Annotated in this window: 22 protein-coding genes; 12 read left to right on the top strand and 10 right to left on the bottom strand. The window is 42.0% G+C overall.

All coding sequences use genetic code 11. From position 1 onward, the window contains the following. The first annotated feature begins 155 nt into the window (after positions 1-155). Positions 156-299 (top strand): hypothetical protein, encoded by a 144-nt coding sequence (locus tag V7K79_RS15870; protein ID WP_335048966.1) that lies wholly within the window; start codon positions 156-158, stop codon positions 297-299. A gap of 150 nt (positions 300-449) precedes the next feature. Then, entirely contained in the window at positions 450-611 is a 162-nt protein-coding gene (locus V7K79_RS15865; protein WP_335049001.1) for a hypothetical protein, read from the top strand. Between the two features lie 101 nt (positions 612-712). Here V7K79_RS15865 and V7K79_RS15860 read toward each other — a convergent pair whose 3' ends face one another. After that, entirely contained in the window at positions 713-922 is a 210-nt protein-coding gene (locus tag V7K79_RS15860) for a type II toxin-antitoxin system HicA family toxin (protein ID WP_335048965.1), read from the bottom strand. Continuing rightward, positions 919-1,119: a type II toxin-antitoxin system HicB family antitoxin gene (locus V7K79_RS15855; protein ID WP_334796348.1), complete on the bottom strand. Its 201-nt coding sequence runs from the start codon at positions 1,117-1,119 to the stop codon at positions 919-921. The genes V7K79_RS15860 and V7K79_RS15855 overlap by 4 nt, the downstream gene beginning before the upstream one ends. A gap of 276 nt (positions 1,120-1,395) precedes the next feature. Here V7K79_RS15855 and V7K79_RS15850 point away from each other — a divergent pair, with 276 nt between their 5' ends. Together V7K79_RS15850 and V7K79_RS15845 are read left to right on the top strand one after the other, a co-directional pair. After that, positions 1,396-2,370: a hypothetical protein gene (locus V7K79_RS15850; RefSeq protein ID WP_335048964.1), complete on the top strand. Its 975-nt coding sequence runs from the start codon at positions 1,396-1,398 to the stop codon at positions 2,368-2,370. A gap of 2 nt (positions 2,371-2,372) precedes the next feature. Next, positions 2,373-2,864, top strand: a complete 492-nt coding sequence (locus V7K79_RS15845) for a hypothetical protein (RefSeq protein WP_335048963.1) — start codon at positions 2,373-2,375, stop codon at positions 2,862-2,864. 174 nt (positions 2,865-3,038) lie between these two features. On the opposite strand, the gene V7K79_RS15840 is transcribed toward V7K79_RS15845, so the two are convergent. From V7K79_RS15840 to V7K79_RS15830, 3 genes are all read right to left on the bottom strand, one after another. Then, positions 3,039-3,245: a DUF433 domain-containing protein gene (locus V7K79_RS15840; RefSeq protein WP_335048962.1), complete on the bottom strand. Its 207-nt coding sequence runs from the start codon at positions 3,243-3,245 to the stop codon at positions 3,039-3,041. 13 nt (positions 3,246-3,258) lie between these two features. After that, positions 3,259-3,534, bottom strand: a complete 276-nt coding sequence (locus V7K79_RS15835; protein ID WP_335048961.1) for a LapA family protein — start codon at positions 3,532-3,534, stop codon at positions 3,259-3,261. A 117-nt stretch (positions 3,535-3,651) separates the two neighbouring features. Next, the gene (locus V7K79_RS15830) at positions 3,652-5,076 is read right to left on the bottom strand and encodes a phosphoglucomutase/phosphomannomutase family protein (RefSeq protein WP_335048960.1); all 1,425 of its coding nucleotides are present in this window, start codon (positions 5,074-5,076) and stop codon (positions 3,652-3,654) included. A gap of 145 nt (positions 5,077-5,221) precedes the next feature. On the opposite strand from V7K79_RS15830, the gene V7K79_RS15825 reads away from it, so the two are divergent. The 5 genes from V7K79_RS15825 to V7K79_RS15805 all read left to right on the top strand — a co-directional run bounded on the left by V7K79_RS15825 (position 5,222) and on the right by V7K79_RS15805 (position 8,160). Then, positions 5,222-6,076: a PD-(D/E)XK nuclease family protein gene (locus V7K79_RS15825; RefSeq protein WP_335048959.1), complete on the top strand. Its 855-nt coding sequence runs from the start codon at positions 5,222-5,224 to the stop codon at positions 6,074-6,076. A 225-nt stretch (positions 6,077-6,301) separates the two neighbouring features. Then, a complete protein-coding gene (locus V7K79_RS15820; RefSeq protein ID WP_335048958.1) occupies positions 6,302-6,514 on the top strand; it encodes a hypothetical protein in 213 nt (70 codons plus the stop codon). Positions 6,515-6,532: 18 nt separating this feature from the next. Beyond that, positions 6,533-7,234: a YwqJ-related putative deaminase gene (locus tag V7K79_RS15815; protein WP_335048957.1), complete on the top strand. Its 702-nt coding sequence runs from the start codon at positions 6,533-6,535 to the stop codon at positions 7,232-7,234. Between the two features lie 51 nt (positions 7,235-7,285). Next, a complete protein-coding gene (locus V7K79_RS15810; protein WP_335048956.1) occupies positions 7,286-7,735 on the top strand; it encodes an SUKH-3 domain-containing protein in 450 nt (149 codons plus the stop codon). A gap of 272 nt (positions 7,736-8,007) precedes the next feature. Further along, positions 8,008-8,160, top strand: a complete 153-nt coding sequence (locus V7K79_RS15805) for a hypothetical protein (RefSeq protein WP_335048955.1) — start codon at positions 8,008-8,010, stop codon at positions 8,158-8,160. Between the two features lie 83 nt (positions 8,161-8,243). Here the strand turns inward: V7K79_RS15805 and V7K79_RS15800 are convergent, their stop codons facing one another. Then, positions 8,244-9,911 (bottom strand): transglutaminase family protein, encoded by a 1,668-nt coding sequence (locus V7K79_RS15800; RefSeq protein WP_335048954.1) that lies wholly within the window; start codon positions 9,909-9,911, stop codon positions 8,244-8,246. Between the two features lie 562 nt (positions 9,912-10,473). Here V7K79_RS15800 and V7K79_RS15795 point away from each other — a divergent pair. Both V7K79_RS15795 and recF read left to right on the top strand, forming a co-directional pair. Continuing rightward, complete coding sequence (locus tag V7K79_RS15795; RefSeq protein WP_335049000.1) at positions 10,474-13,332, top strand: cation-translocating P-type ATPase; 2,859 nt, start codon at positions 10,474-10,476, stop codon at positions 13,330-13,332. Between the two features lie 232 nt (positions 13,333-13,564). After that, entirely contained in the window at positions 13,565-14,689 is a 1,125-nt protein-coding gene (recF, locus tag V7K79_RS15790) for a DNA replication/repair protein RecF (RefSeq protein ID WP_335048953.1), read from the top strand. Positions 14,690-14,854: 165 nt separating this feature from the next. On the opposite strand, the gene V7K79_RS15785 is transcribed toward recF, so the two are convergent. Further along, positions 14,855-15,325, bottom strand: a complete 471-nt coding sequence (locus tag V7K79_RS15785) for an MgtC/SapB family protein (RefSeq protein ID WP_335048952.1) — start codon at positions 15,323-15,325, stop codon at positions 14,855-14,857. Between the two features lie 483 nt (positions 15,326-15,808). On the opposite strand from V7K79_RS15785, the gene V7K79_RS15780 reads away from it, so the two are divergent. Next, positions 15,809-18,154: a putative PEP-binding protein gene (locus V7K79_RS15780; protein ID WP_335048951.1), complete on the top strand. Its 2,346-nt coding sequence runs from the start codon at positions 15,809-15,811 to the stop codon at positions 18,152-18,154. Between the two features lie 33 nt (positions 18,155-18,187). Here the strand turns inward: V7K79_RS15780 and V7K79_RS15775 are convergent, their stop codons facing one another. The 3 genes from V7K79_RS15775 to V7K79_RS15765 form a co-directional block, all read right to left on the bottom strand. Further along, complete coding sequence (locus tag V7K79_RS15775) at positions 18,188-19,027, bottom strand: hypothetical protein (RefSeq protein ID WP_335048950.1); 840 nt, start codon at positions 19,025-19,027, stop codon at positions 18,188-18,190. A 176-nt stretch (positions 19,028-19,203) separates the two neighbouring features. Further along, positions 19,204-19,866, bottom strand: coding sequence for a DUF1361 domain-containing protein (locus V7K79_RS15770; RefSeq protein WP_335048949.1), 663 nt, complete (start codon positions 19,864-19,866; stop codon positions 19,204-19,206). A 478-nt stretch (positions 19,867-20,344) separates the two neighbouring features. After that, positions 20,345-21,100: a hypothetical protein gene (locus V7K79_RS15765; RefSeq protein WP_335048948.1), complete on the bottom strand. Its 756-nt coding sequence runs from the start codon at positions 21,098-21,100 to the stop codon at positions 20,345-20,347. Positions 21,101-21,112 lie beyond the last annotated feature (12 nt).

The raw sequence follows: 21,112 nt of genomic DNA, 5'->3' as shown, positions 1-21,112 counted from the left end.
CTATAAGTGGTTTTATACTGAGAAAAAAGACACAACGTGATGTCTACGCTAAAAGTGGCTTACCAGAAATTGGTTTAGGAATTAGGCGAGAACGGGGAATTTATCAAGATATAGTGCGGGAGTAGCTGTACTGGTATGACGAAAAAGGGCAAAGATTGCTAACACCAGAAGAACGCATTAGGGAAGCCGAAGAATACACAGCTTTTGAAGAACAGCTACGGATGGAAGCAGAACAAAAAATGAAAATGTTAATTAAAAGATTGAATGCGCTAGGTGTCGATCCAGAAAGTTTGTTGTAGATTCACCAAATCTTGTAATTTTCGCTGCTTTAATGTTAATTAGCTTCCTAGCTAGGGAATTATATTTGTAAAGTAAATAATAGCTTGATGGTACAAATCGTCATGACTGGTTGCTCAATAAATATATTTACCAAAACCTGTATCAAAAATATGGAAGTTAAATTAGGATTTGGAGCAGTCCCAAAACCTCAATATGTCTTTGTCAGCAAAGAATCCGATCACTGCTGGTATATGCTCGCTGAAGATGAAAGACGCATTCCAATTTATGAGAGAGCTTTGATATGGCAAGCGATCGCGCTCACAACTAACTGATACAGAAATTTTGGACTTCATTGATTACCTAAAGCTACAACTAAGCCAAAACTGCCCAATTTAGCTTCTATTGTGTGAGCTTTAGATAATTACGATCGCTTTTAGTCCAAATCTTCTTCGGTAAGCGCAGCATCTTTCATAATGCTTTTCAAAGTTCCAATCGGTAAATCTCGATTACTATGAACCGGAATGGAAAGTATCACATCAACACCTTCCTTTATGTAAATATGATGACTACCAGTAATTCGTTTCAATTCCCAACCCTGTCTTTCCAAAATTTTACAAAGTGCTTTACCTGAAACCGCTTTCATAGCGATATTTCAACCAACTGTTTCTCAGGGTCAAGTTCTTCTCGTTCGCTAGCAACTTCTAACCAACCTTGAATCGCATCTTGCAGCATTTCTAATAGATGTTCGTAGGTGTCTCCCCAAGTGTGGCATCCTGGTAGGGCAGGTACTGAGCCACACCACACACCGTCTTCCTGCCAGATAACTGCTTTAATTTTCATCGCCAATCATCTCTACAAGATTGCGACTAATATTTTAGCATTAAGCCGAGTGCGATCGCTTGTCCATTGCATTAAGGTGTTAGCTTTCCTGCGATCGCACTCAACACGAAAAATATTGACAACTGCATTCATCGCAGTTTCAAATTTATACCTTCTGAATGTTAATTAGTTGGTATATCAGGGAAATCTAAGTATAATGTGATGCCTTATTTTTATGTTTAACCTTTAGACAAGTAGTAACCAAATACTAATCACAATCAGGAGTATTTCAATTTCATGATTCCACTTATTTTGGGTGCTGCTGCTTTGGCTACTGGAGCCTTCGGAGCGCTAAAAAGTGCTGAAGGCATTGGTAATATGAATCAGGCAAAGGAAATTGGTGAACAGGCTCAACAAAAATACGAAAGTAGCTTGCAAAACTTAAAAGCTACCTGGGAAATTACCAACCAGTCAGCAGAAGTCTATGGTCAAATGCAGCTTCGGATCAAGCAGGATACAATTTCACGCTTTATAGCTTTTATTGAGAGAATTGGTCAGCGAGCTTCCCAAAACAATCTAGACATTGTAGCTGGATTAGACATCTCTACTCAGCAAATTCAGGAGTACAAAACAGAAGTTATCAAAGCTGAACAGTGGGTAAAAGGTGGTGTCTCAGCAGCCATTGCAGCCTCAGCAGCAGGTTCTGGTGCAATTACCTTAGCAAGGAGTGTAGGTACAGTTACTGTTTCCAAATTCTTTGGATTGTGGGCTACTGAAGTCGGTATCTCACAACTTGGTGGTGCTGCGGCTTGGACTGGAGCCATAACTTGGTTAGGTGGTGGAACCAGTATGGCGGTTGGTGGTGCTGTACTGGGAGGTATTACACTCGGCCCGGCGTTGATGGTTGGGGGTTTTCAACTTGCTGGTAAGGGTGAGGAAGCTTTGACTAAAGCGCGGGAGTATGAAGCTAATGTCAACGTAGAGATTGCCAATATTGAAGCAGCTCAAGATTTTCTATTACAGGTTAAACGGCGAACAGTGGAACTGGCTAATTTAGTGTGTAATTTAAACAATCGTGCTAAATCCGCACTTCAAGAGCTTGAAGCCCAACATTTTAATCGCGATCGCGATGCTAGCAAATTTCAAGAGGTAGCACTTTTAATTAAAGCACTTGCAGAAATTATGAAAATTCCTATTTTAGAAAATGAAGGACTGTTAAACCCTGTTACTTTAAGCATCCAAGCTAAATACAAAACTTTGGGAGGTATTTAGCAATGGTTTTACCAAGTATCGGTGCAATATGTACTGGGGTTAACGCCACAAAATCATTAGCAAGCGTTATTGCTAATTATAAGCAAATTGGAAAGCAAGAACGGACTAAAAGGCGTGAGATAGCAGCTTTGGAAAAAACACAATGTTTTGATATAGTTGCTTCAGCTTATACTGAATATAAGATAATTGCCGAAGAGGAACAGACAAACAGACGAGAGATTGATGCTTGGGAAAAAGAAACAATCACCAAGATTAATGCCCAGCGAGAGTTGCTGATGGCGTATCTAGATCGCTCTTTTGATGAACGTGCAGAAAACTTTCGCGCCTTGTTTGCTGTCGTCGATCATGCGATCGCATCCGGTAATAATGACCAACTAGCCCTTACGTTAAACTCAATCACAGAAATTGCTAAATCAAGCCCTTTCAAAGACCTTGCTAACTTAGCTTCTGTTCGCGCTGCTTTAGATGATCCAGACCACGAATGGACGTTTTAATTTTATAAAAGTGCGATCGCTCTCTTAAAATATTTCAAAAAAGCTTGCAAACGTAGGCTTTTTTTTATGTAGTGTAAGGCTTACAAACGCTCTGAAATAATAGCGATAGCCAATATCGCAATAGTTGGGCTGTCTGTTCAATCCACAAATTAAAATCTGCTGTATAAGTTCCACTCATAGCCGTTTTCGATCAGTTGCATAACTTAGGCAAGCCAAAATATCCTCTTGTGTCAAATAAGGAAAGTCATCAAGCACTTCCTCGTAGGTCATGCCAGAGGCAAGATAAGATAAAACATCGTATACAGTAATTCGCATTCCTAGAATACAAGGCTTACCACCTCGTTTTCCTGGTTCGATTGTAATAATGTTTTGGTACTGCACAGCTATTCAAACCTCAAAAATCTTCATCGTCAACAAAAAATTCGGCATCGTCTTCCAATCTAGAATTACGCTGCCCAATACTAGCAAGTCCCCAAAGTGGTTGCAGCACTGCCATGCCAATCAACCCGACAACGGCACTAAAAGCTAGCACTAAACCCATTGGTATCTGAATTGATTGGAACGTTAAGAATTTTAACGATACGGGTGTGGCATTTTGGACTGAAATAATTGCGATCGCAATTACCCAAACCGCTACAACTAGAGATGTCAAAAAAGGAGCGATTTTCATACTTTGATTGAAGTGAGAAGTTAGGAGTTATATTTTGCTCAAAATGAGAAATCAGGTGTTAAGAATTGTAAATTAATAATTCTTAACTCCTAATTCATAACTCTTAACTTTGACAGATTAAACTGCTACTGCCTCTAGTTTAGCAATGGCACTCTCTAACTCTTGAGCGATTCGGGTGAGTTTTTCGGGAGTGTTAGTTTCTAAGTAGACGCGTACCAATGGTTCTGTACCGGAAGGACGTAGTAAAACCCAGCTACCTTCTTCTAAATACAGCTTAATACCGTCTTTACGCCCCACCTCCTTGACTTTAATTCCTGCTACCTCTGTAGGTGGATTTTTGGTAAAGGAGTCGATGACGGCGGTTTTGTGTGCTTCTGTGAGGTGCAAGTCTAGGCGGTTGTTGTAAAGTGGGCCATCGGCTTCGGCGATCGCTTCCTTGACAAGTTGACTCAGGGGTTTGCCTTCATAAGCGATCGCTTCTGCCACTAGCATATCGGCTAATACTCCGTCTTTTTCGGGAATATGCCCAATAATACTCAAACCACCTGATTCCTCACCACCAATTAACACGGCAGTTTCGCGCATTTTTTCGCCAATGTATTTAAAACCAACTGCTGTTTCGTAAATTTGCAGCCCATTTTTAGCAGCGAAATTATCCAGCAGGTGGGTTGTCGCGACAGTGCGGACTATGGCGCCAGTTTTACCTTTGTTTTTGATTAAATGACGTGCTAGAAGTAGCAGCACAGTATTTGGAGTGAGGATGTTTCCTTGTTCATCAACGATACCAAAGCGATCGCTATCTCCATCAGTTGCCAAGCCCAAATCGGCTTGATCGCGAACTACCGCTTCCACTAACTCAACTAATTGTTCTCCTTTGGGTTCTGGCATTCCACCCCCAAATAACACATCTCTCCAATCATGGAAACTTTCTAACTGAACGCTACTATGTTGCAAAACTTCATCTAAATAGCCGCGAGAGGTAGAATACAAAGCATCGTACTTTACCTTTAAATTAGCGCTTTTGATTTTTTCTACATCAAGTAGAGTGTAGATAAATTGCAGGTAATCTGGTTTGGGATCGAAAATTGAAATTGAACCTGATGGGTTGCTCCCAGGCAATTCATCCGATGCACCTTCTATATTTGCCACAATAGTATCAGTAATCTCTGGAGTGGCAGGCCCAGCATAATCGGGTATATATTTAATTCCACAGTAAGGTGCTGGATTATGGCTAGCAGTAAACATTAACGCCCCAGCAGAATTTAGGTGACGGGCGTTGTAGGCAATTACTGGTGTGGGACAATCCCGCTCAGTAATTTTCACAGTCCAACCCAAATCTGCTAGTACTTGGGCCGCTGTTTGGGCAAACTGATCAGCTAAAAAGCGAGTATCGTAGGCAATAAGTACTGGTCTATCTTTTGTGTAGGCTGTTTGTAAGTAAGTGGCAATTGCCCTTGTTACTTTCCGCACATTCGGAAAAGTAAAGTCATCTGCAATAATCCCTCGCCATCCATCGGTACCAAATTTTATTTTGCTAGACATTTTTGCCACTTGCTCCGGTACATTATCAGTACTATAAAAGCTTCCCGCAAAGCGTGTGTAGCAGCAAGTATCCTTTGAAGTTCTTTCTAAGAAAGCCTTAGTTTAAACTTCTCCCCACCGTATTTTCTCTCACTGTTTCTGAGCAATGTCAACCCCCGATCGACCTTTTGCCAGTTATCACCTTTGGTCTCTAGTTGCCCCAGCGACTGGGCAAGAACGCTGGCATTGCCAGATGAGACGGGGGTTTATCAAAGCACGGCAACATGAGCCACAAGTCAAAGCACTTTTAGGGCAAGCCACCGCACCCCAGCGAATTGGCATACTCGCCCAAAAAGGCGTTTATGAGTTTCATCATCACAGGCATCTGTTGAAGCAAGCAGATGGTGTAGAAAGAGTTGCACAGCTACTTAAATTAGGCAACTCAAGCATTCAAGTCCAGCAACGCGTGCTGCAAATTTTGCAAAAATATCACGATGCGCCGTTGCTTTTGGATAAAGATATTATCCAATTAACTCCAGGTGATGAAGGCTTTCCTAAACCGATAGTAGTTGAACAAGAAGATTATTGCTTTCGCTTATATGCGGCTATGGACTGCGTTTTTATTGAGTCTGATAGCACTTTACATATTTTGGATTTCAAAACTGGTAAGTCGGCTTTTGACAAACGACAGGCATTAGTTTACTTGTTAGCTGCTCGTTATCTTTACCCTGGACGAAAAGCTGTTGCATCATTTTATAATTTAGAAATATGTAAAAAATCAGAATTAATTAGTATTAATAATAGTGAATTAGAATCCTTAAAATTTGAGTTAGCGAATATTGCCCACAAGCACCAGTACGATTTGCATAAATATCAGAAAGAAACTACTAATTTCAGTACAATATTCCCTCCTAATCCTGGCTCTCACTGTCGCTTTTGCCCATTTAATTCCATCTGTGAGTTTGCCGATTTTAAGCAGCATCAATCATATCCATTGCCCAGTTTGAGAGTTAATAGCTAATAGGGAAATGTAGAGAGAATTTGCAATGTTCGCTTTTCGTAGACATCGCATTCTAAGTAAACACCTGAAAATCTTGTCTGACAAGTATTTAGAAATAGGAATTTCAATGCGTCTGATTTACGTCTTTATCTTCGTTAAATTTTTAAGAAACATCCGCTAAATCCTCGTATTTTTACTGACCTCATTCTCCACTCATGTCAGACAACCTAGATGTAAATTGTACCCATGTTCATCTTTGGTTGTGAGGACTGTGAGTTTTCTGGTTACTATCAAGGTTGTCCTAAAGATATAGTTGTGCTTGATGGACAGCTTTCGCCTGATAACTTTTTTGCCGGTGGTACAGGTACAACTACTAAAATTTCCGACCCACCTCAGTGGAAAGATTGGTCTCAACAAAAACGCAATACTGCTATTAATTTACTAAATAATTCTGATTAGCAAGGTTTAATTAGTTCAATGCCAGAAGGGGGGAGATTAAATCCTGGGGATAAAGTTAATGCTCCAACTGTTATCATTCCAGGGCAAGCGGAAGATGATCCAAATACTCCAGCAGATGAGCGTTTGCTGAAAAAGCAGCCGGGATTTTTTACTAATCCCGGAAGAGATGATTTTGATTATGACGCAGACAAAACAGCAGACGCTTCCGATCCTGAGCCGCAAAATCCTTCTGTGCCAACAGCAAGTAGTGGTTCATCTGACCCATCATCTACTTCGCCTGATTTTAATGAACCACTCGATACTTCTCAGGAACCAAGACCAGAACCATTATCAGAAATACCCGAAACTGCGCGAGCGAAAGATTTGGCGGAAGCAAAGGCGGCTGAACTGCGTAATACGTTGCCTAAGAAAGATCGTCCAGCTGCGACAGCCGCCGCAGTGGATACTGAGACTGGTAAGGTTTACTATGGCACTAGCGGTAAACCTTTACCCACAATAATCGATGAATATTTAGCAGAGCGAATGCCTGTACCTAGTGAAGAAAAGTGGGAAGTTTCCAACTGTGCTGAGTTTAAGGCAGTCAATGATGCGCTGTTAGATGGAGCCAACATAATGGATTTAGAAGTCCATACCGTTAGGACTAGATCGGGTGAAGCATATTCCCGGTGTAGAAATTGTCGAAAAACTATTGATAGTCCAAACGTGACAAGCGACCCATAGCCCGTTGATTAATCAAGGACAATCTTGACATAGGAAAAGGAACAATTACTTATGGCAGTATTTTCAACAGAAACAAGAGCGTTGCTACAGCAGGTAGGATGGAGCGAAGACCGTTGTGTGAATACAAGCGAATACGAGAAAATCTTGCAGTCAGAAGGGTATCCTATTCATACAGCTGTAGTAGATTTTCTAAGGCAGTTTGGGGGCTTGCGAGTCGTACACCCACATCATCGCCTTAAAGAAGAAAAGGACGAATTTTACATTAATCCAACGGTTACTGCCTCACATATCTATCCTGAAAGGGTTGAAGATTACAGTGAGCGGGTAAATGCTCCGCTTTGCTTAATCGGCGAGGCTTTCAGCTATCATATGACTTTAGTGATGGCTCAAGATGGTAAAGTATACGCAGGCTACGACGATACGTTGATTCATGTAGGGGACTCTGGAATTGATGCCATTGAAGCCCTTTGCAGTGGAAGGGATATGCCAGAAGTACCTTGACACGAAGCCTAGTTTTGGTTCAGAGGAAGCGGGTAATGGTAGAAGCAAAGTATCGCAGCTATAGCTTTGCAATAGAGATACCCTTCGGGGCTAAATTAATATGCCGGACGATTATCATTTACTTCAACTTGGTGATTTAACGTCGCTAATTACAAGTGTAAATGTGTCTCTATGGGGAAACGAAGTATCAGTTGAATGTGTGTACGATCCTACCGAGGATCGCTTGCCTTATGTGCTAGTTTTTCTAGGACTGTCATGACATAAGGTGGAGTGTGCATGACTCAGAGGAAGTACATGAAGTAGAAGCTGATCTTATCGGCTTTTCTATCGGTGCAGAATCCCATAAGAAAGGTGCTGTAATTACCACAGACATCTTTGAACTATCTATAATTTACGGCAGTTTTGTTCTTCAAAAAAATTGGTAATAAGCAGAGAGTATTAAGGTGTGTTAGCCTACGGCATAGCACACCCTACTCGCTTTCTTAGCACCTTTCCCCAATGCCCAAATTCAAAAAGGTGGTAATTCTTTAAGAATTGTGAACCGAATATGATTAATCGCCAAATCGCCGATGGGAATATCTTCTTTGGTTAGGCGCGCACCTTTGCTTGTCACAGTTTCAAAGGTGATGCCTTTGCCAATTTCGATGTGATACCAGCACAAGCCCATAAAAAAGCGCGTTGGATAAGGCCCACCTTCACTCACATCGTCAGGATTTGATTCCATTGGCAACCAGCCAAAATTTGGGACGTAGAATTCTAGCCAAACATGATTAAAATCGGGTTGTAGCGGTACTCCTACGAAGTCACTATGGGGAGGACATTTGTATCTACCTACGGTGCGGCAGGGGATGCCATTTAAACGGGATAAGGCAAGTAAAACGCCGACATATTCGCCACAAGAACCAACGCCCCGTTCTAAAACTGTGTCTGGCGCATCAATGTAAGGTTTAATACCGTAGGATAACTGATCATAAACGTAGTTGCGGATGCTGTGCATTTTCCGCAGCACATTAGTTTCAGAACCAATCGCTTCTCTGGCGGCACGGCGAACAATGGTAGTATCCATTGCTAAATCGTCGTCATCCACTAAATAGCGTATTTGTAATTCTGGGGATAATTCAGGTATATTCTCTACATCTCTAGGTGTAATCCGATATTTAATCCCTCGAACTTCCAAAAGTGCTTTCCAGCCAAATATATGCCGTTCTCCTGGTGCCAAAGAATCAAATTTAAACACTGCTACACGTTGCCCCTCTACTACTTCTTCGGTAAAAGGTATACCAATAGGTTCAACGTGTTTTACCTTTTGACGCTCAGTTTCCGATGGTAGAGCGATGCGCCATTCAACATCAGGTAAATAAACTTCATCTAGAGGTGCAATTTCCTCAGCATAAGACATTTCAATCAGATAGCCGTTAGAGAGAGCGTAACGCTTATCTGGCTGGTAATGATAATACAGAGGATGAATAAAAGTGCGATCGCGGAATGTTAGTTCATGACTCGGATCGGCATTGGGGTTATCCCGGATATAAGGCTCCTCTGTAGCATAAGCGACGTAGATACTTTCTTTGCCTATTTCGTCTTTATGTATTGCTATGCCTGTAGGACATTCAAAGGGTGTCAAAACACTGAATTGCAGTTCTCCCGTGGCTCTGTCCATCGCGTAAACTGATTGTTCGATGCGATCGCAAATCCATAGCATTTCTTGGTTGACTGCCAAATTCTCTATCCCAACTCCAGGGGCATAAAATCTGGTAATTTCTTTTCGCGTTTCGCGGTCAAAAACCAGAATGTAGCCCAGCCTTTGACAACTTACATAAACTGTTGTATCCCAAACAGCAATGCCATCAGCTGCATAAGGCAATGTTACAAAATGTTCCAGATCCAAAGCGTTGAGCTTGCACAAATAAACACTATTTTCTCGGCTCACCCACAGGGTATCATCCCACACCGCTAGACCAGTAACATCGAGAAATTCTTCAACTTGATGAGGATTGAGAATTCTGCTGTTGTCAGAGGTAGGATCGATCTCCAGTAGATGTCCTTTAATACTGTCAATGGCAATCAGTCTATCTTTAATGAAAGTAATGCCACACAGGCTAGCAGCAGTAAGCGGTCGAATTGTTCTTTGCCCAAACATCTGGCTAACGGTCAAAGTGGGGAGTGCAAAACTCATAAAACCTTATGGTAAGTGTAAAAAACCCTCACCTTTAGGTAGGGGAGGAAACATGACTCAAACGGTTTTAGCGTGGTAATACCAATTGCTTGAGATAGAAAAATCCTAGTCGAGCAATGGCTCCCCCGGTTGGGGTGAATGAAGAGTGCTGAGTTAAAAGACTGCCCACAATGGGCGTTGCTCGAACCCAAGTACATCAATAGACCTCTTGCAAAAGTAACTTTTGCAAGAGGGGGGAAAGGGAAAAGGTTAAAGGGGAAAGGTTTAGGGAGCCTTTTCCCCTTACCCCTTACCCTTTCCCCGACTTCTGCAAGAAGTCTAATTAGTGGTTCTCGATCGCCACGTTTACGGGGAGGTACTAATAATTATCGGTACAATGTGTTCCGAAAAACTCTTTCGTGAGAAATAATACTATGTGAAAATAGGAGGAATTTACAAATATTAAAAATTACATATACACTCATACAACTGGGCAATCGGCTTAATGTAACTTTAGAAAATGGAATTCCTGCCATCACTAAATTATGATCGAATTTTGTAACCATTTGCTGTGACCTACACGATGTCTGCTAATTCTCTGCCTGAAGGTGCCGCCGTTTGGCATAGTTTAGAAGTTGATAAAGCGCTAGACCTGCTTGATAGTAACGCAGACAGCGGCTTAACACCTCAAGAAATTGAACAGAGATTACAAAAATACGGCCCCAACGAACTTGAAGAAACTGCTGGCCGTAGTACTTGGGAAATTCTACTCGATCAGTTCAAGAACATTATGTTGTTGATGCTGATTGGCGTAGCTCTCATTTCTGGGTTTTTAGACTTAATGGCTTTGCGGGAGGGTAGATTAAAGCCTGGTGAAGTGCCATTTAAAGATACGATCGCGATTTTAGCAATTGTTATCCTCAATGGCATACTCGGCTACGTCCAAGAAAGCCGTGCCGAAAAAGCTCTGGCTGCTTTGAAAAAAATGACTTCTCCCTTAGTGCGGGTGATCCGCGACACCAGACTGGTGGAGATAGCAGCTAAAGAACTAGTTCCAGGGGATGTAATGCTGCTGGAAGCTGGGATGCAGATAGCCGCAGATGGACGCTTGCTCGAACAGTCGAATTTACAAGTGCGTGAGTCGGCATTGACTGGTGAAGCGGAAGCGGTGAATAAACAGGCATCATTAAAATTGCCGGAGGAAACATCATTAGGCGATCGCTTAAATGTCGTCTTTCAAGGAACTGAGGTAGTCCAAGGACGCGCCAAGATTCTGGTGACTAACACCGGAATGACTACAGAACTGGGTAAAATTGCTGCAATGTTGCAGGCGGTGGAAAGCGAACCTACGCCTTTACAACGGCGAATGACTCAACTGGGTAATGTCCTAGTTACGGGTTCTTTAATTCTTGTGGCGATCGTTGTCGTTGGCGGTGTGATTAAGGACGGAGGTTTTAAAAACATCCAAGAACTCTTGGAGGTTTCCTTGAGTATGGCGGTTGCTGTAGTGCCAGAAGGTTTACCTGCCGTAATTACTGTCACTTTGGCACTGGGAACCCAGCGAATGGTGCGCCAAAATGCCTTGATTCGCAAATTGCCAGCAGTGGAAACGTTGGGTTCTGTAACTACCATTTGTTCTGACAAAACTGGCACCCTGACTCAAAATAAAATGGTGGTGCAATCGATTTCCACCAATAACAAAACTTTTCGCGTCACTGGCGAAGGTTATGCTCCCACAGGAGACTTTCAGTTCAATGGTCAAAAAATTTCCTTAGAGGAATCTCCAGAAATCTCCGCGTTATCAGTCGCTTGTGCTGTTTGTAATGACTCAGTGTTGCAAAAAGAACAAGGCGAATGGGCAATTTTGGGAGATCCTACAGAAGGGGCATTAATTACTCTGGCGGGAAAAGCTGGAATTGAAAAAGACCAGTGGAACAGTAAATTACCTCGCGTTAGAGAGTTCCCCTTTTCCTCAGAACGGAAGCGGATGAGCGTGATTGCTCAGGTGGAGGGAGTCGCCACAGGTGAAGCATTTTCCAGAGGTGTCGATCCAGCGATCGCCAGTTTTCTGCAATCGCAACCTTATTTAATGTTTACCAAAGGTTCTCCAGAATTAATCTTGGCACGTTGCACTCAGATTCATTTGGGTAATGACACAGGTCGCTTAACTGAAGCACAACGCCAGAAAATTTTGGCAGAAAATGACCAAATGGCGAGTAAAGGTTTACGAGTGCTAGGTTTTGCTTACAAACCCTTGGTAGAGATTCCCCCAGAAGGTTCAGACGAAACATCTGAGCAAGATTTAGTCTGGCTGGGATTGGTAGGAATGCTAGATGCACCACGCCCAGAAGTCAGGGCATCTGTACAAGAGTGCCGAGAAGCAGGTATTCGCCCAGTGATGATTACTGGCGACCACCAATTAACAGCACGAGCGATCGCTACCGATTTAGGAATTGCCCAAGAAGGCGATCGCTTACTCACAGGTCAAGAATTGCAACGGATGACTGACCAGGAATTAGAGCAAAACGTTGACTTGGTAAGCATCTATGCCAGAGTTTCCCCAGAGCACAAACTGCGAATTGTCCAAGCACTGCAACGCCGGGGTCGATTTGTAGCGATGACAGGCGATGGTGTCAACGATGCTCCAGCCCTTAAACAAGCCGATATCGGTATTGCAATGGGCATTACTGGTACTGATGTCAGTAAAGAAGCTAGTGACATGGTGTTACTTGATGACAATTTCGCTACCATTGTCAGCGCCACCAAGGAAGGCAGAGTTGTTTATACCAACATTCGCCGTTTTATTAAATATATCTTGGGCAGTAACATTGGTGAAGTTCTCACAATTGCAGCCGCACCCTTAATTGGTTTGGGAGGTGTTCCCCTGACTCCCTTACAAATTTTGTGGATGAACTTGGTGACAGATGGTTTACCAGCCTTGGCATTAGCTGTGGAACCTCCAGAACCGGATGTCATGCAACGTCCGCCTTTTAGTCCCCGCGAAAGCATTTTCGCTAGGGGATTGGGTTCTTATATGATTCGCATTGGCATCATCTTTGCGATTATCAGTATTGCCTTAATGTGGTGGGCTTATCAACATACCCATGCTGCCGGGTATCAGGGAAATCCCGAAGCTTGGAAAACAATGGTATTTACTACCTTGTGTATTGCCCAAATGGGTCATGCGATCGCGATTCGCTCCAACAACCGACTGACCATCGAAATGAATCCCTTCTCCAATATATTTGTCTTAGCGGCTGTTGTCGTCACCACGATTTTGCAACTAATGCTAGTTTACGTCCCGCCTCTACGAGATTTCTTTGGTACTCATTACTTGAATATGCAAGAGCTGGGGGTTTGTATTGGTTTCAGTGCTTTAATGTTCGTCTGGATTGAAGCAGAGAAGATATTTTTGCGGATTATGGGCAAGAAAGCCGTGTAAATTGGGGAGCCAGTCGCATGGGCGGGTCTCCCGACTTGTGCGAACTGGCGTCATGGGGCATGGGGAAGAGGACAAGGGGACAAGGAGAATTGGGGACAAGGGGAAGGGAAAAACTTGTTGCGAGTTCTAACTTTTATCACCTTGTCCCCTTGTCCCCTTGTCTCCCCTGCTTCTTCTTTGTCTCCCTCCTCTCCAATCCCCAATCCCCAATCCCCCATGCCCAATTATTACCATGTACCTGAAAACTCTAAACCTCCGACAATTTCGCAATTATCAAGACCAAAATGTTGAGTTTACTGCTGCCAAAACAATTTTGGTAGGTAATAACGCTCAAGGAAAGTCGAATTTGTTGGAGGCGGTGGAGTTATTGGCGACATTGCGATCGCACCGCATAACCCGCGATCGCGATTTAGTTCAAGAAGGGGAAGCTATAGCCCAAATTAATGCCACCCTTGAGCGACAAACAGGTGTTAGTGACCTGACCTTAACCTTGCGCCGCAATGGTCGCCGTAGCGTTGCTCTCAATGGTGAATCGATCCGCCGTCAAATGGATTTTCTCGGCATTCTCAATGCAGTCCAATTTTCCAGCTTGGATTTAGACTTAGTACGTGGCGGCCCTGAAGGTCGCCGCAACTGGTTAGATACACTATTAATTCAACTTGAACCAGTTTATGCTCACATTTTGCAGCAGTATAACCATGTGTTACGCCAGCGCAATGCCTTTTTAAAACGCCATGTAGAGACGTTAGATGCAACTTCTTTACAGTCAGAACTAGCGCTGTGGGATGCACAGTTAGCGACTACAGGAACTAGGGTAATTAGACGACGCGATCGCGCTATCCAAAGATTAGCTCCCATTGCTACCACCTGGCACGGCAGTATCAGCGGCAGTACAGAAGTTCTGCAAATCAAGTACTTGCCTAATATTCCTTTAGAGGATAACCAGCCAGAAGAAGTACAGCAAGCTTTTTTAGCAAAAATTCAGCAACGAGCCGTTGCTGAAATGTACCAAGGTACTACCCTTGTCGGCCCCCATCGAGACGAAATAGAATTAACCATTAACCAGACACCTGCTCGTCAATATGGTTCTCAAGGTCAGCAACGAACGCTGGTTCTAGCTTTAAAATTAGCCGAATTACAATTAATTGAAGAAGTCGTCAAAGAGCCACCATTACTATTACTTGATGATGTTCTTGCCGAACTAGATTTATCCCGCCAAAATCAATTGCTTGATGCGATTCAAGACCGCTTTCAAACTTTAATTACTACCACTCACTTGGGTTCTTTTGATTCCCAATGGTTGAAGTCATCCCAAATCCTTTTGGTGGAAGCAGGAGAATTAACAATTAAAAATTAAACATTAAAAATTAATATGTTTGGATTAAGGGTTATTGGTGTAGATAATTAGTCTTTAAAGATGCAATTTATTGCATCTTTACATTAGGGTTTTGTTGCTTATTCTATATTGTATTGATTTAAATATATTTTCATCCGGGGACTTATAGTGTCCATCTGTATGCCTCTACTCTAATTTTTTTTGATGTTTTTCAAACCTTTTAAAAACGCTGAGAACTAAAAAAGTTAGCATTGCACTGATTAATCCTAACTGCCATAAACCACACCCAGCAGCAATTCCCAATGCAGATGAAACCCAAATAGCTGCTGCTGAGGTGAGTCCGTGAATTTCAAGTTGCTGTGATGCTTGAGAAGATTGGCGCACAATTTCTCCAGCACCAAGAAATCCTACACCAGCTGCAATCCCCTGAATCACGTGGCTAAGTGCATCAGGACTAGCTTGCAGTCCTCCTGTCTGCAAAATTATCAAGGTAAATAAGGCTGAACCTAAACTTACCAGTATATGAGTTCTTAAACCAGCTGGTTTGTGCCTAATTTGACGTTCTAAACCAATGATTGCTCCAATAAGCAATGCAGTACATAGCCGGAAGCTGATATTCAGCCAATCATCAGTTGCAAGGTAGTAAGTGTTTGCCAATGTTTAGTCTGATATGAAAAATTCTATATACTAGGTTAAATCGTAATATTTTTATAAAAATAGTACAAAACTATTCTTAGTTTTTTTGCTATTTAAAATAAGTTAGCCACAAAACTATACCTTAAACTGCTAAATTTAACCCATATACTTAACAATTAAATATGATCCAACCATGTACAAGTCGAGCAAATCAGTTATACAGCGTATTTAAGATTGCTAAAGTACACAACGATTCGTTTCAAAGCCAGGTATAAAGCCTGTTTTACTTATGACTACTGTTAGCACAGCCTATTCGGAATTCTAAATTATGCTGTCAGGAGTTTCTACCTCCTGTATCCTGCTTCAAAACCCGTAACTTTGTAATTCATGCAAAATAAAACTACTGTAAGTCCTAAGTAATTTTTGTTCAGAATTAAGTGGATTAACCTGATAACATACCAAAAAGAAATCGCTGTGGTTACAAATAGACAACTAACAAATTGAGTGAATAAACTCTACTGGCTAGATCAAATTAAACTACAAGACCGCGCCAAAGTAGGTGACAAAGCCTTTTACTTGAGCAAAATTATCCAGCGTGGCTATCCTGTGATGCCTGGTTTTGTAATTTCGGCGGAAATTTTGCGGCAATTTCTCGAAAATCTCAATAGTTCGGAATCATTAGTAGCTGACTTACCTTATTCTTCACTACACCTAGATGTCACTAATTGGCGTCAACTTCAGCAGGTGGCTAGTCGCTTGCGTCAAGAAATTCTGAGTGCAACTGTAACTCAGGAGTGGGTGAATACAATTTTCCAAGCAGCTAGAGAATGGCAAACTAGCTGTTTGATTCTTCGACCTTCATTGGCAGTATCAACTGCTACTCCAGGAATAAACAATATATCAAGTTTACTGGAGTCGGTATTTTGCCAGTGCGAACCGGAAGCGATCGCACTGGCTCTAAAGCGCACTTGGAGTCAAATATTTCGGGCCCGGAGTCTATTATATTGGCAGCACTCAGGAATTAATCTGCAACAAATTAATCTCGCCGTTTTGGTGCAACCTGTTGAAAATGCGATCGCCAGTGGCTCACTCACAGCCAACTCCTCTGGGTGGGAAATTGAAGCTACTTGGGGATTAGGAATTGCGATCGCTCTTGGCGAAGTACAGCCAGATGTTTACTACATTCAACCAGAAACTGGGGTTGTGCTTGAGCAACAACTGGGCAATAAAATGCTGGCTTATGGTGTTGATAATCCAACATCTAGAACTTTTTGGCAACCCGTACCCAACTCAGTGCTAACACCAGATCGCAATTGTCTAATTACCTATTTACTTCCAGAAGCACAACAAAAACGGTACTCTTTACAACAAGAATACTTACAACAAATAATTTCTCTGGGAACTCAACTAATAAGTGAACTAGGTAAAACTTTTACGATTAAGTGGACTATCATTCAACAAACGACATCTGACAAACTTTATATAACACAAGTTAGTCCTTCTCAATCAATTTCCCACTCACACTTCATTCGGGGACTAGGAGCAGCCGGGGGACGGGTTGTAGCCACTGCCTTAGTAATTATTAATCCGCAACAGAAACCCGAACAACTACCCAAGGGAGTGATTTTAGTAGTACCAACAGTTACACCTGATTGGTTGCCATTATTGCAACAAGTTGGTGGTATTATCACAGAACAAGGGGGCTTAACCAGTCATGCGGCAATCCTAGCTAGAGAATTAGGTATCACAGCAGTAGTCAACGCCACATCTGCCACAACTTTAATCCAAACTGGCGAACGATTGCTGCTTGATGGCGACAGAGGAGAAGTTTATCGCATCAAAGGAGACTCAAAGGAGGAGATGGAGAGAGGGAGAGAAAAAAATCTTCTTTCCTCGCATCACCCCAACCCGAAAGCGCCTCATCCGGCTGTTACGTCTCATCTACCTATGATTGCTACCCAATTGCTGGTTAACTTGAGTCAGTCCACTTTAATAGAACAAGTGCAAAACCTGCCTGTGGATGGAGTGGGATTATTGCGCTCAGAATTGATGGTACTAAATATATTGAACGGACAACATCCCAATAGTTGGATTTTAAGCGGGCGTCAGGCAGAATTGTTAGAGCTATGGTCTGAGCAGATTATGCAGTTTGCCCGTGCCTTTGCCCCAAGACCAGTTTTTTATCGCTCTTTAGATTGGCGATCGCAGGATTTACCATCATTGAGTGATAGTTTACAATCTTCGCCCCAATCGATGTTGGGCGAACGTGGCACTTTTAGCTATTTACAAAATCCCGCAGTCTTTGAACTGGAACTGAAAGCTTTGGGGAGTGTACAACAAGCTGGCTACACCAATGTCAATCTACTGTTGCCCTTTGTGCGGACTGTAGAAGAATTTGTCTTTTGTCGTCGCAAAGTTGAGCAAGCTTTTTTAACCGAGGTGGTGGAGTTTCAATTGTGGATGATGGCAGAAGTCCCAAGCGTCTTGTTTTTATTACCAGAATATGTTATTGCGGGTGTGGCAGGAATTTCTATTGGTACAAATGACCTGACCCAATTATTGCTAGGAGTGGATCGAGAACAAGGACAGCTAGCAAAAGTATTTAATGAACGTCATCCAGCAGTCATGGGTGCGATCGCTCAACTGATCCAGATGGCTAAAAGTGCCGATATACCTTGTTCAATCTGCGGTCAAGCACCAGCCCTTTATCCAGAAATTATTGATAAATTAGTGGAATGGGGTATTACTTCCATTTCCGTTGAACCAGAAGCAGTTGAGCGAACATATCAAGCGATCGCTCGTGCTGAACAACGTCTAATTTTAGCAGCAGCACGCCGAAAACTTAATTAGTTATAAGTTATAAATTAATTGCTTACTGCCAATTTATTTAATGTAGCCAGTTTCGCGCAAAAACTTCCGTAAATCGGCGAAATATTTAGTGCGGTCGCTTTTTTTATAAGCTTGCTGCACTCGCCCCCATCCATCCTGTCCTTGACTTAACAGATATTTATCTGCCAAATAAGCTGCTAAAAAGCCCTTACCATCATCGCCTTGTTGCCGTGCCTGAGTATAAGTTTGCCATAATTCTGAGGCATGATTAGAGATTAACTTGGGATAGCGACGAGTCACATCAACCATTTTCCCTTGGCGATAATACCAAATTTGTAGGGGATAGGCAGAAGCAGCGTAAGCTGTAAAAGCATAGGCAAAGCGATCGTCTCGGCTATCAAACTCTAGCAGTCCATCTTTGTCTAAATCTTTAAGTTGATAACCACCATTGCCCCATTCATGACGAATCTTAAGATACTTTTGGGATTCGCTGTCGTAGCGGTAAATCAATGAATAAGTACAACAATGCGCTCCACCTGTAAAGAAATCGGCGATTATTTCTGGTTCTTTGTTACCGTCCAAGTCTTGCACTGGTAAGTTATTTTCTTGTCCAGATATATTCCCCACAGGTCTGTCATATTCATCTTCTTGCGGCAGCTTTTGATCCAAAACAGTTTTACCCGCCCGGATAATTTTCAATCGGACATTTTTATACTGATATTCCTCTAGTTTTTCGTAAGATATTTCTGCCTGCACATTGCCTAATTCTCCAGTTATTGTTTCTGCTGTTACCGTCTGGGTAAATACAGCCGTTGCACTCAAAAAAGATAAACCGATTAGAGATTGACTGATAAAGGAGCGAATAGCAATCATCGTTGGTGTTGTATATAGCACATTCAACTTTATACAACACCGCAGAAATATTCAATATCGGTAAATCGCTGCAATGACCAAATTTTTAAAGCGAATTGGGTCTTGTCGCACTTCTGGCCCGGCTGGGTGCGTTGGCATATAAATGGAAACACAATTTCCTCTTAGCTGTTCTATTAATGTCTATCAAAAGCTTTCAATCATCCAGCATTTGGAGTGTTACGATCGGAGTGTTCTGTCTTAAGAGGATATACATTTTTTGGTTGCCTAACAAAACCCAAAGTTACTCGTTTCATAATCCAGTACAGCCCGACAAGGATCACAAAACTAATAGCAATAATTACCAACGGCTGTTTACCGAGAATTTCTTCGACACCTTTAGTCAATACGGCATCGGGTTGAGTAATAAAATCCCAACTGTTGAAACGCAAAAATCTTCCCCAATAGACACCAATAGCACACAGAAAATGTGTAATCAACTCAAAGCGCCAAATCCATTGGCTTTTACCGATACGATGTAAGTAATGACCCCAATTAATTAACGATATTACATAAGCTTCAAATCCACTTAAAATTACTAACAAATATAGGGGAATAAGTACTAAAGTAATCATCCACACCGATTGAATCGTGCGGATATCATCTATTAAGTGAATTACATCGGTCAACAAATACGGTGCATTTGGTAAGAAAGCATAGAAAACTAAGAATCCTAGCCACCAAAGCCAAGTGCCACCGCGCCTCATGCGAAATAGCCAGACACTCAAAGCTAAAGGTATAAAAGCCAGAAATAAATTCCAAGTCATCCAACTCATATTGATTCGCAAGACTTGCACGACTTTGGCTATCAATTCTTCTTTCATAGGTGCTTACTCGGAAGAGGTTTTATTGATATAAATTCACTTTGTAGTGTTAATGTTAACCTTAGCAATCGAGTTTTTTTAGCCTCCAATAAAATTAATTTCCTCCAATATTAGACAAGATTTCTGTGTAAGTTAAAAGTAAATGCAATCTCCTGTATGTCCAAAATTTAGAGTTTTTATGCTGGAGGATGAAATTTATCAACCAATCGGCTTAAGTCACTAGTATAGCCAGAAAATCATCAGGGTAAAACATACCACCGAAACCTAGTCAGAGTAACAAAAACGCCGCGAATAACTGATGATGGACTTTTTTAATTGCAATGTTGCCCCTGTGCTAACTTATTATATTGATTTCATTTTGCCCTGCTAGAGTTCCAGAAGCAGCCAAAATTTTTATCAAGTTGGCCTTTGCTTAGAGGCAGACGAGACGCGCATCCCACAAAAAGTAGTTGGATATTTTTTATTGAAAAGTCCCTAACTAACGCAGTAGCACTCGACTACGCGGGCCGATCGCTTGTTTGGGTGAAGTAGCTGTTGTACAACTTTTGGCAGAATTCTGTGAACAAGCAGCTTGAGCTAGGGTTGCAGGGTTAACAACTACTTGATTAACCTCTAAGGAATTACCGTTACTCAATTCCATATTAGGTGTAGTAAAAAGTGATGGAGAATTAGATCCAGATGTATACGTTGTAGGTGTAGGGGAAGTTATCGCACTTCCACTATCAACTACAGGTGCAATATTGAATTCATTTCCACTATCAACTACAGGTGCAATATTGAATTCACTTCCACCATCAACTACAGGTGCAATATTGAATTCACTTCCACCATCAACTATCTTTGGGAGAGTGGATATACTATCACTACTAATTACGGATGCAGGAGTGGGTGTACTATCACCACTTACTATCGGTGCAGGAGTAGGCATACTACCATCAGCACGTGTTTTTACCTGCACATAGTCTGACTTGTATATCGGGACGTAATTAGTAGGATTGTTCTTAGTATTTAAGTTCCGCGAGTAAGTCCCCGTGTCGTCTGTATCAACACGAGTAATGCTTTGATTGAAATTGGGATTATTTCTAGGGAGTTGGATAGTCCCTGATAATGTGCCAGTGCTTTGAATTGTGATTTGAGCCAAAACGCTTGTTCCAGTTAAAGCGATGATGACTGCGGCTAAACTGCTGCTGCTAATAAGAACACAACCCAACTGAATTGATGAATTTAATTTCATGAAAAAATTACT

Origin of the sequence: Nostoc sp., assembly GCF_036917575.1 — a bacterium.
GTDB lineage: Bacteria > Cyanobacteriota > Cyanobacteriia > Cyanobacteriales > Nostocaceae > Nostoc.
This window is presented reverse-complemented; position numbering and strand designations above follow the sequence as displayed.

Bases quoted from the DNA above. Each gene is read 5' to 3' on its own strand.
- recF (WP_335048953.1), top strand. From the start codon at position 13,565: ATGTACCTGAAAACTCTAAACCTCCGACAATTTCGCAATTATCAAGAC.
- V7K79_RS15815 (WP_335048957.1), top strand. From the start codon at position 6,533: ATGCCAGAAGGGGGGAGATTAAATCCTGGGGATAAAGTTAATGCTCCA.
- V7K79_RS15835 (WP_335048961.1), bottom strand. From the start codon at position 3,534: ATGAAAATCGCTCCTTTTTTGACATCTCTAGTTGTAGCGGTTTGGGTA.
- V7K79_RS15830 (WP_335048960.1), bottom strand. From the start codon at position 5,076: ATGTCTAGCAAAATAAAATTTGGTACCGATGGATGGCGAGGGATTATT.
- V7K79_RS15865 (WP_335049001.1), top strand. From the start codon at position 450: ATGGAAGTTAAATTAGGATTTGGAGCAGTCCCAAAACCTCAATATGTC.
- V7K79_RS15845 (WP_335048963.1), top strand. From the start codon at position 2,373: ATGGTTTTACCAAGTATCGGTGCAATATGTACTGGGGTTAACGCCACA.
- V7K79_RS15770 (WP_335048949.1), bottom strand. From the start codon at position 19,866: ATGAAAGAAGAATTGATAGCCAAAGTCGTGCAAGTCTTGCGAATCAAT.
- V7K79_RS15800 (WP_335048954.1), bottom strand. From the start codon at position 9,911: ATGAGTTTTGCACTCCCCACTTTGACCGTTAGCCAGATGTTTGGGCAA.
- V7K79_RS15825 (WP_335048959.1), top strand. From the start codon at position 5,222: ATGTCAACCCCCGATCGACCTTTTGCCAGTTATCACCTTTGGTCTCTA.
- V7K79_RS15820 (WP_335048958.1), top strand. From the start codon at position 6,302: ATGTTCATCTTTGGTTGTGAGGACTGTGAGTTTTCTGGTTACTATCAA.
- V7K79_RS15765 (WP_335048948.1), bottom strand. From the start codon at position 21,100: ATGAAATTAAATTCATCAATTCAGTTGGGTTGTGTTCTTATTAGCAGC.
- V7K79_RS15855 (WP_334796348.1), bottom strand. From the start codon at position 1,119: ATGAAAATTAAAGCAGTTATCTGGCAGGAAGACGGTGTGTGGTGTGGC.
- V7K79_RS15860 (WP_335048965.1), bottom strand. From the start codon at position 922: ATGAAAGCGGTTTCAGGTAAAGCACTTTGTAAAATTTTGGAAAGACAG.
- V7K79_RS15850 (WP_335048964.1), top strand. From the start codon at position 1,396: ATGATTCCACTTATTTTGGGTGCTGCTGCTTTGGCTACTGGAGCCTTC.
- V7K79_RS15810 (WP_335048956.1), top strand. From the start codon at position 7,286: ATGGCAGTATTTTCAACAGAAACAAGAGCGTTGCTACAGCAGGTAGGA.
- V7K79_RS15795 (WP_335049000.1), top strand. From the start codon at position 10,474: ATGTCTGCTAATTCTCTGCCTGAAGGTGCCGCCGTTTGGCATAGTTTA.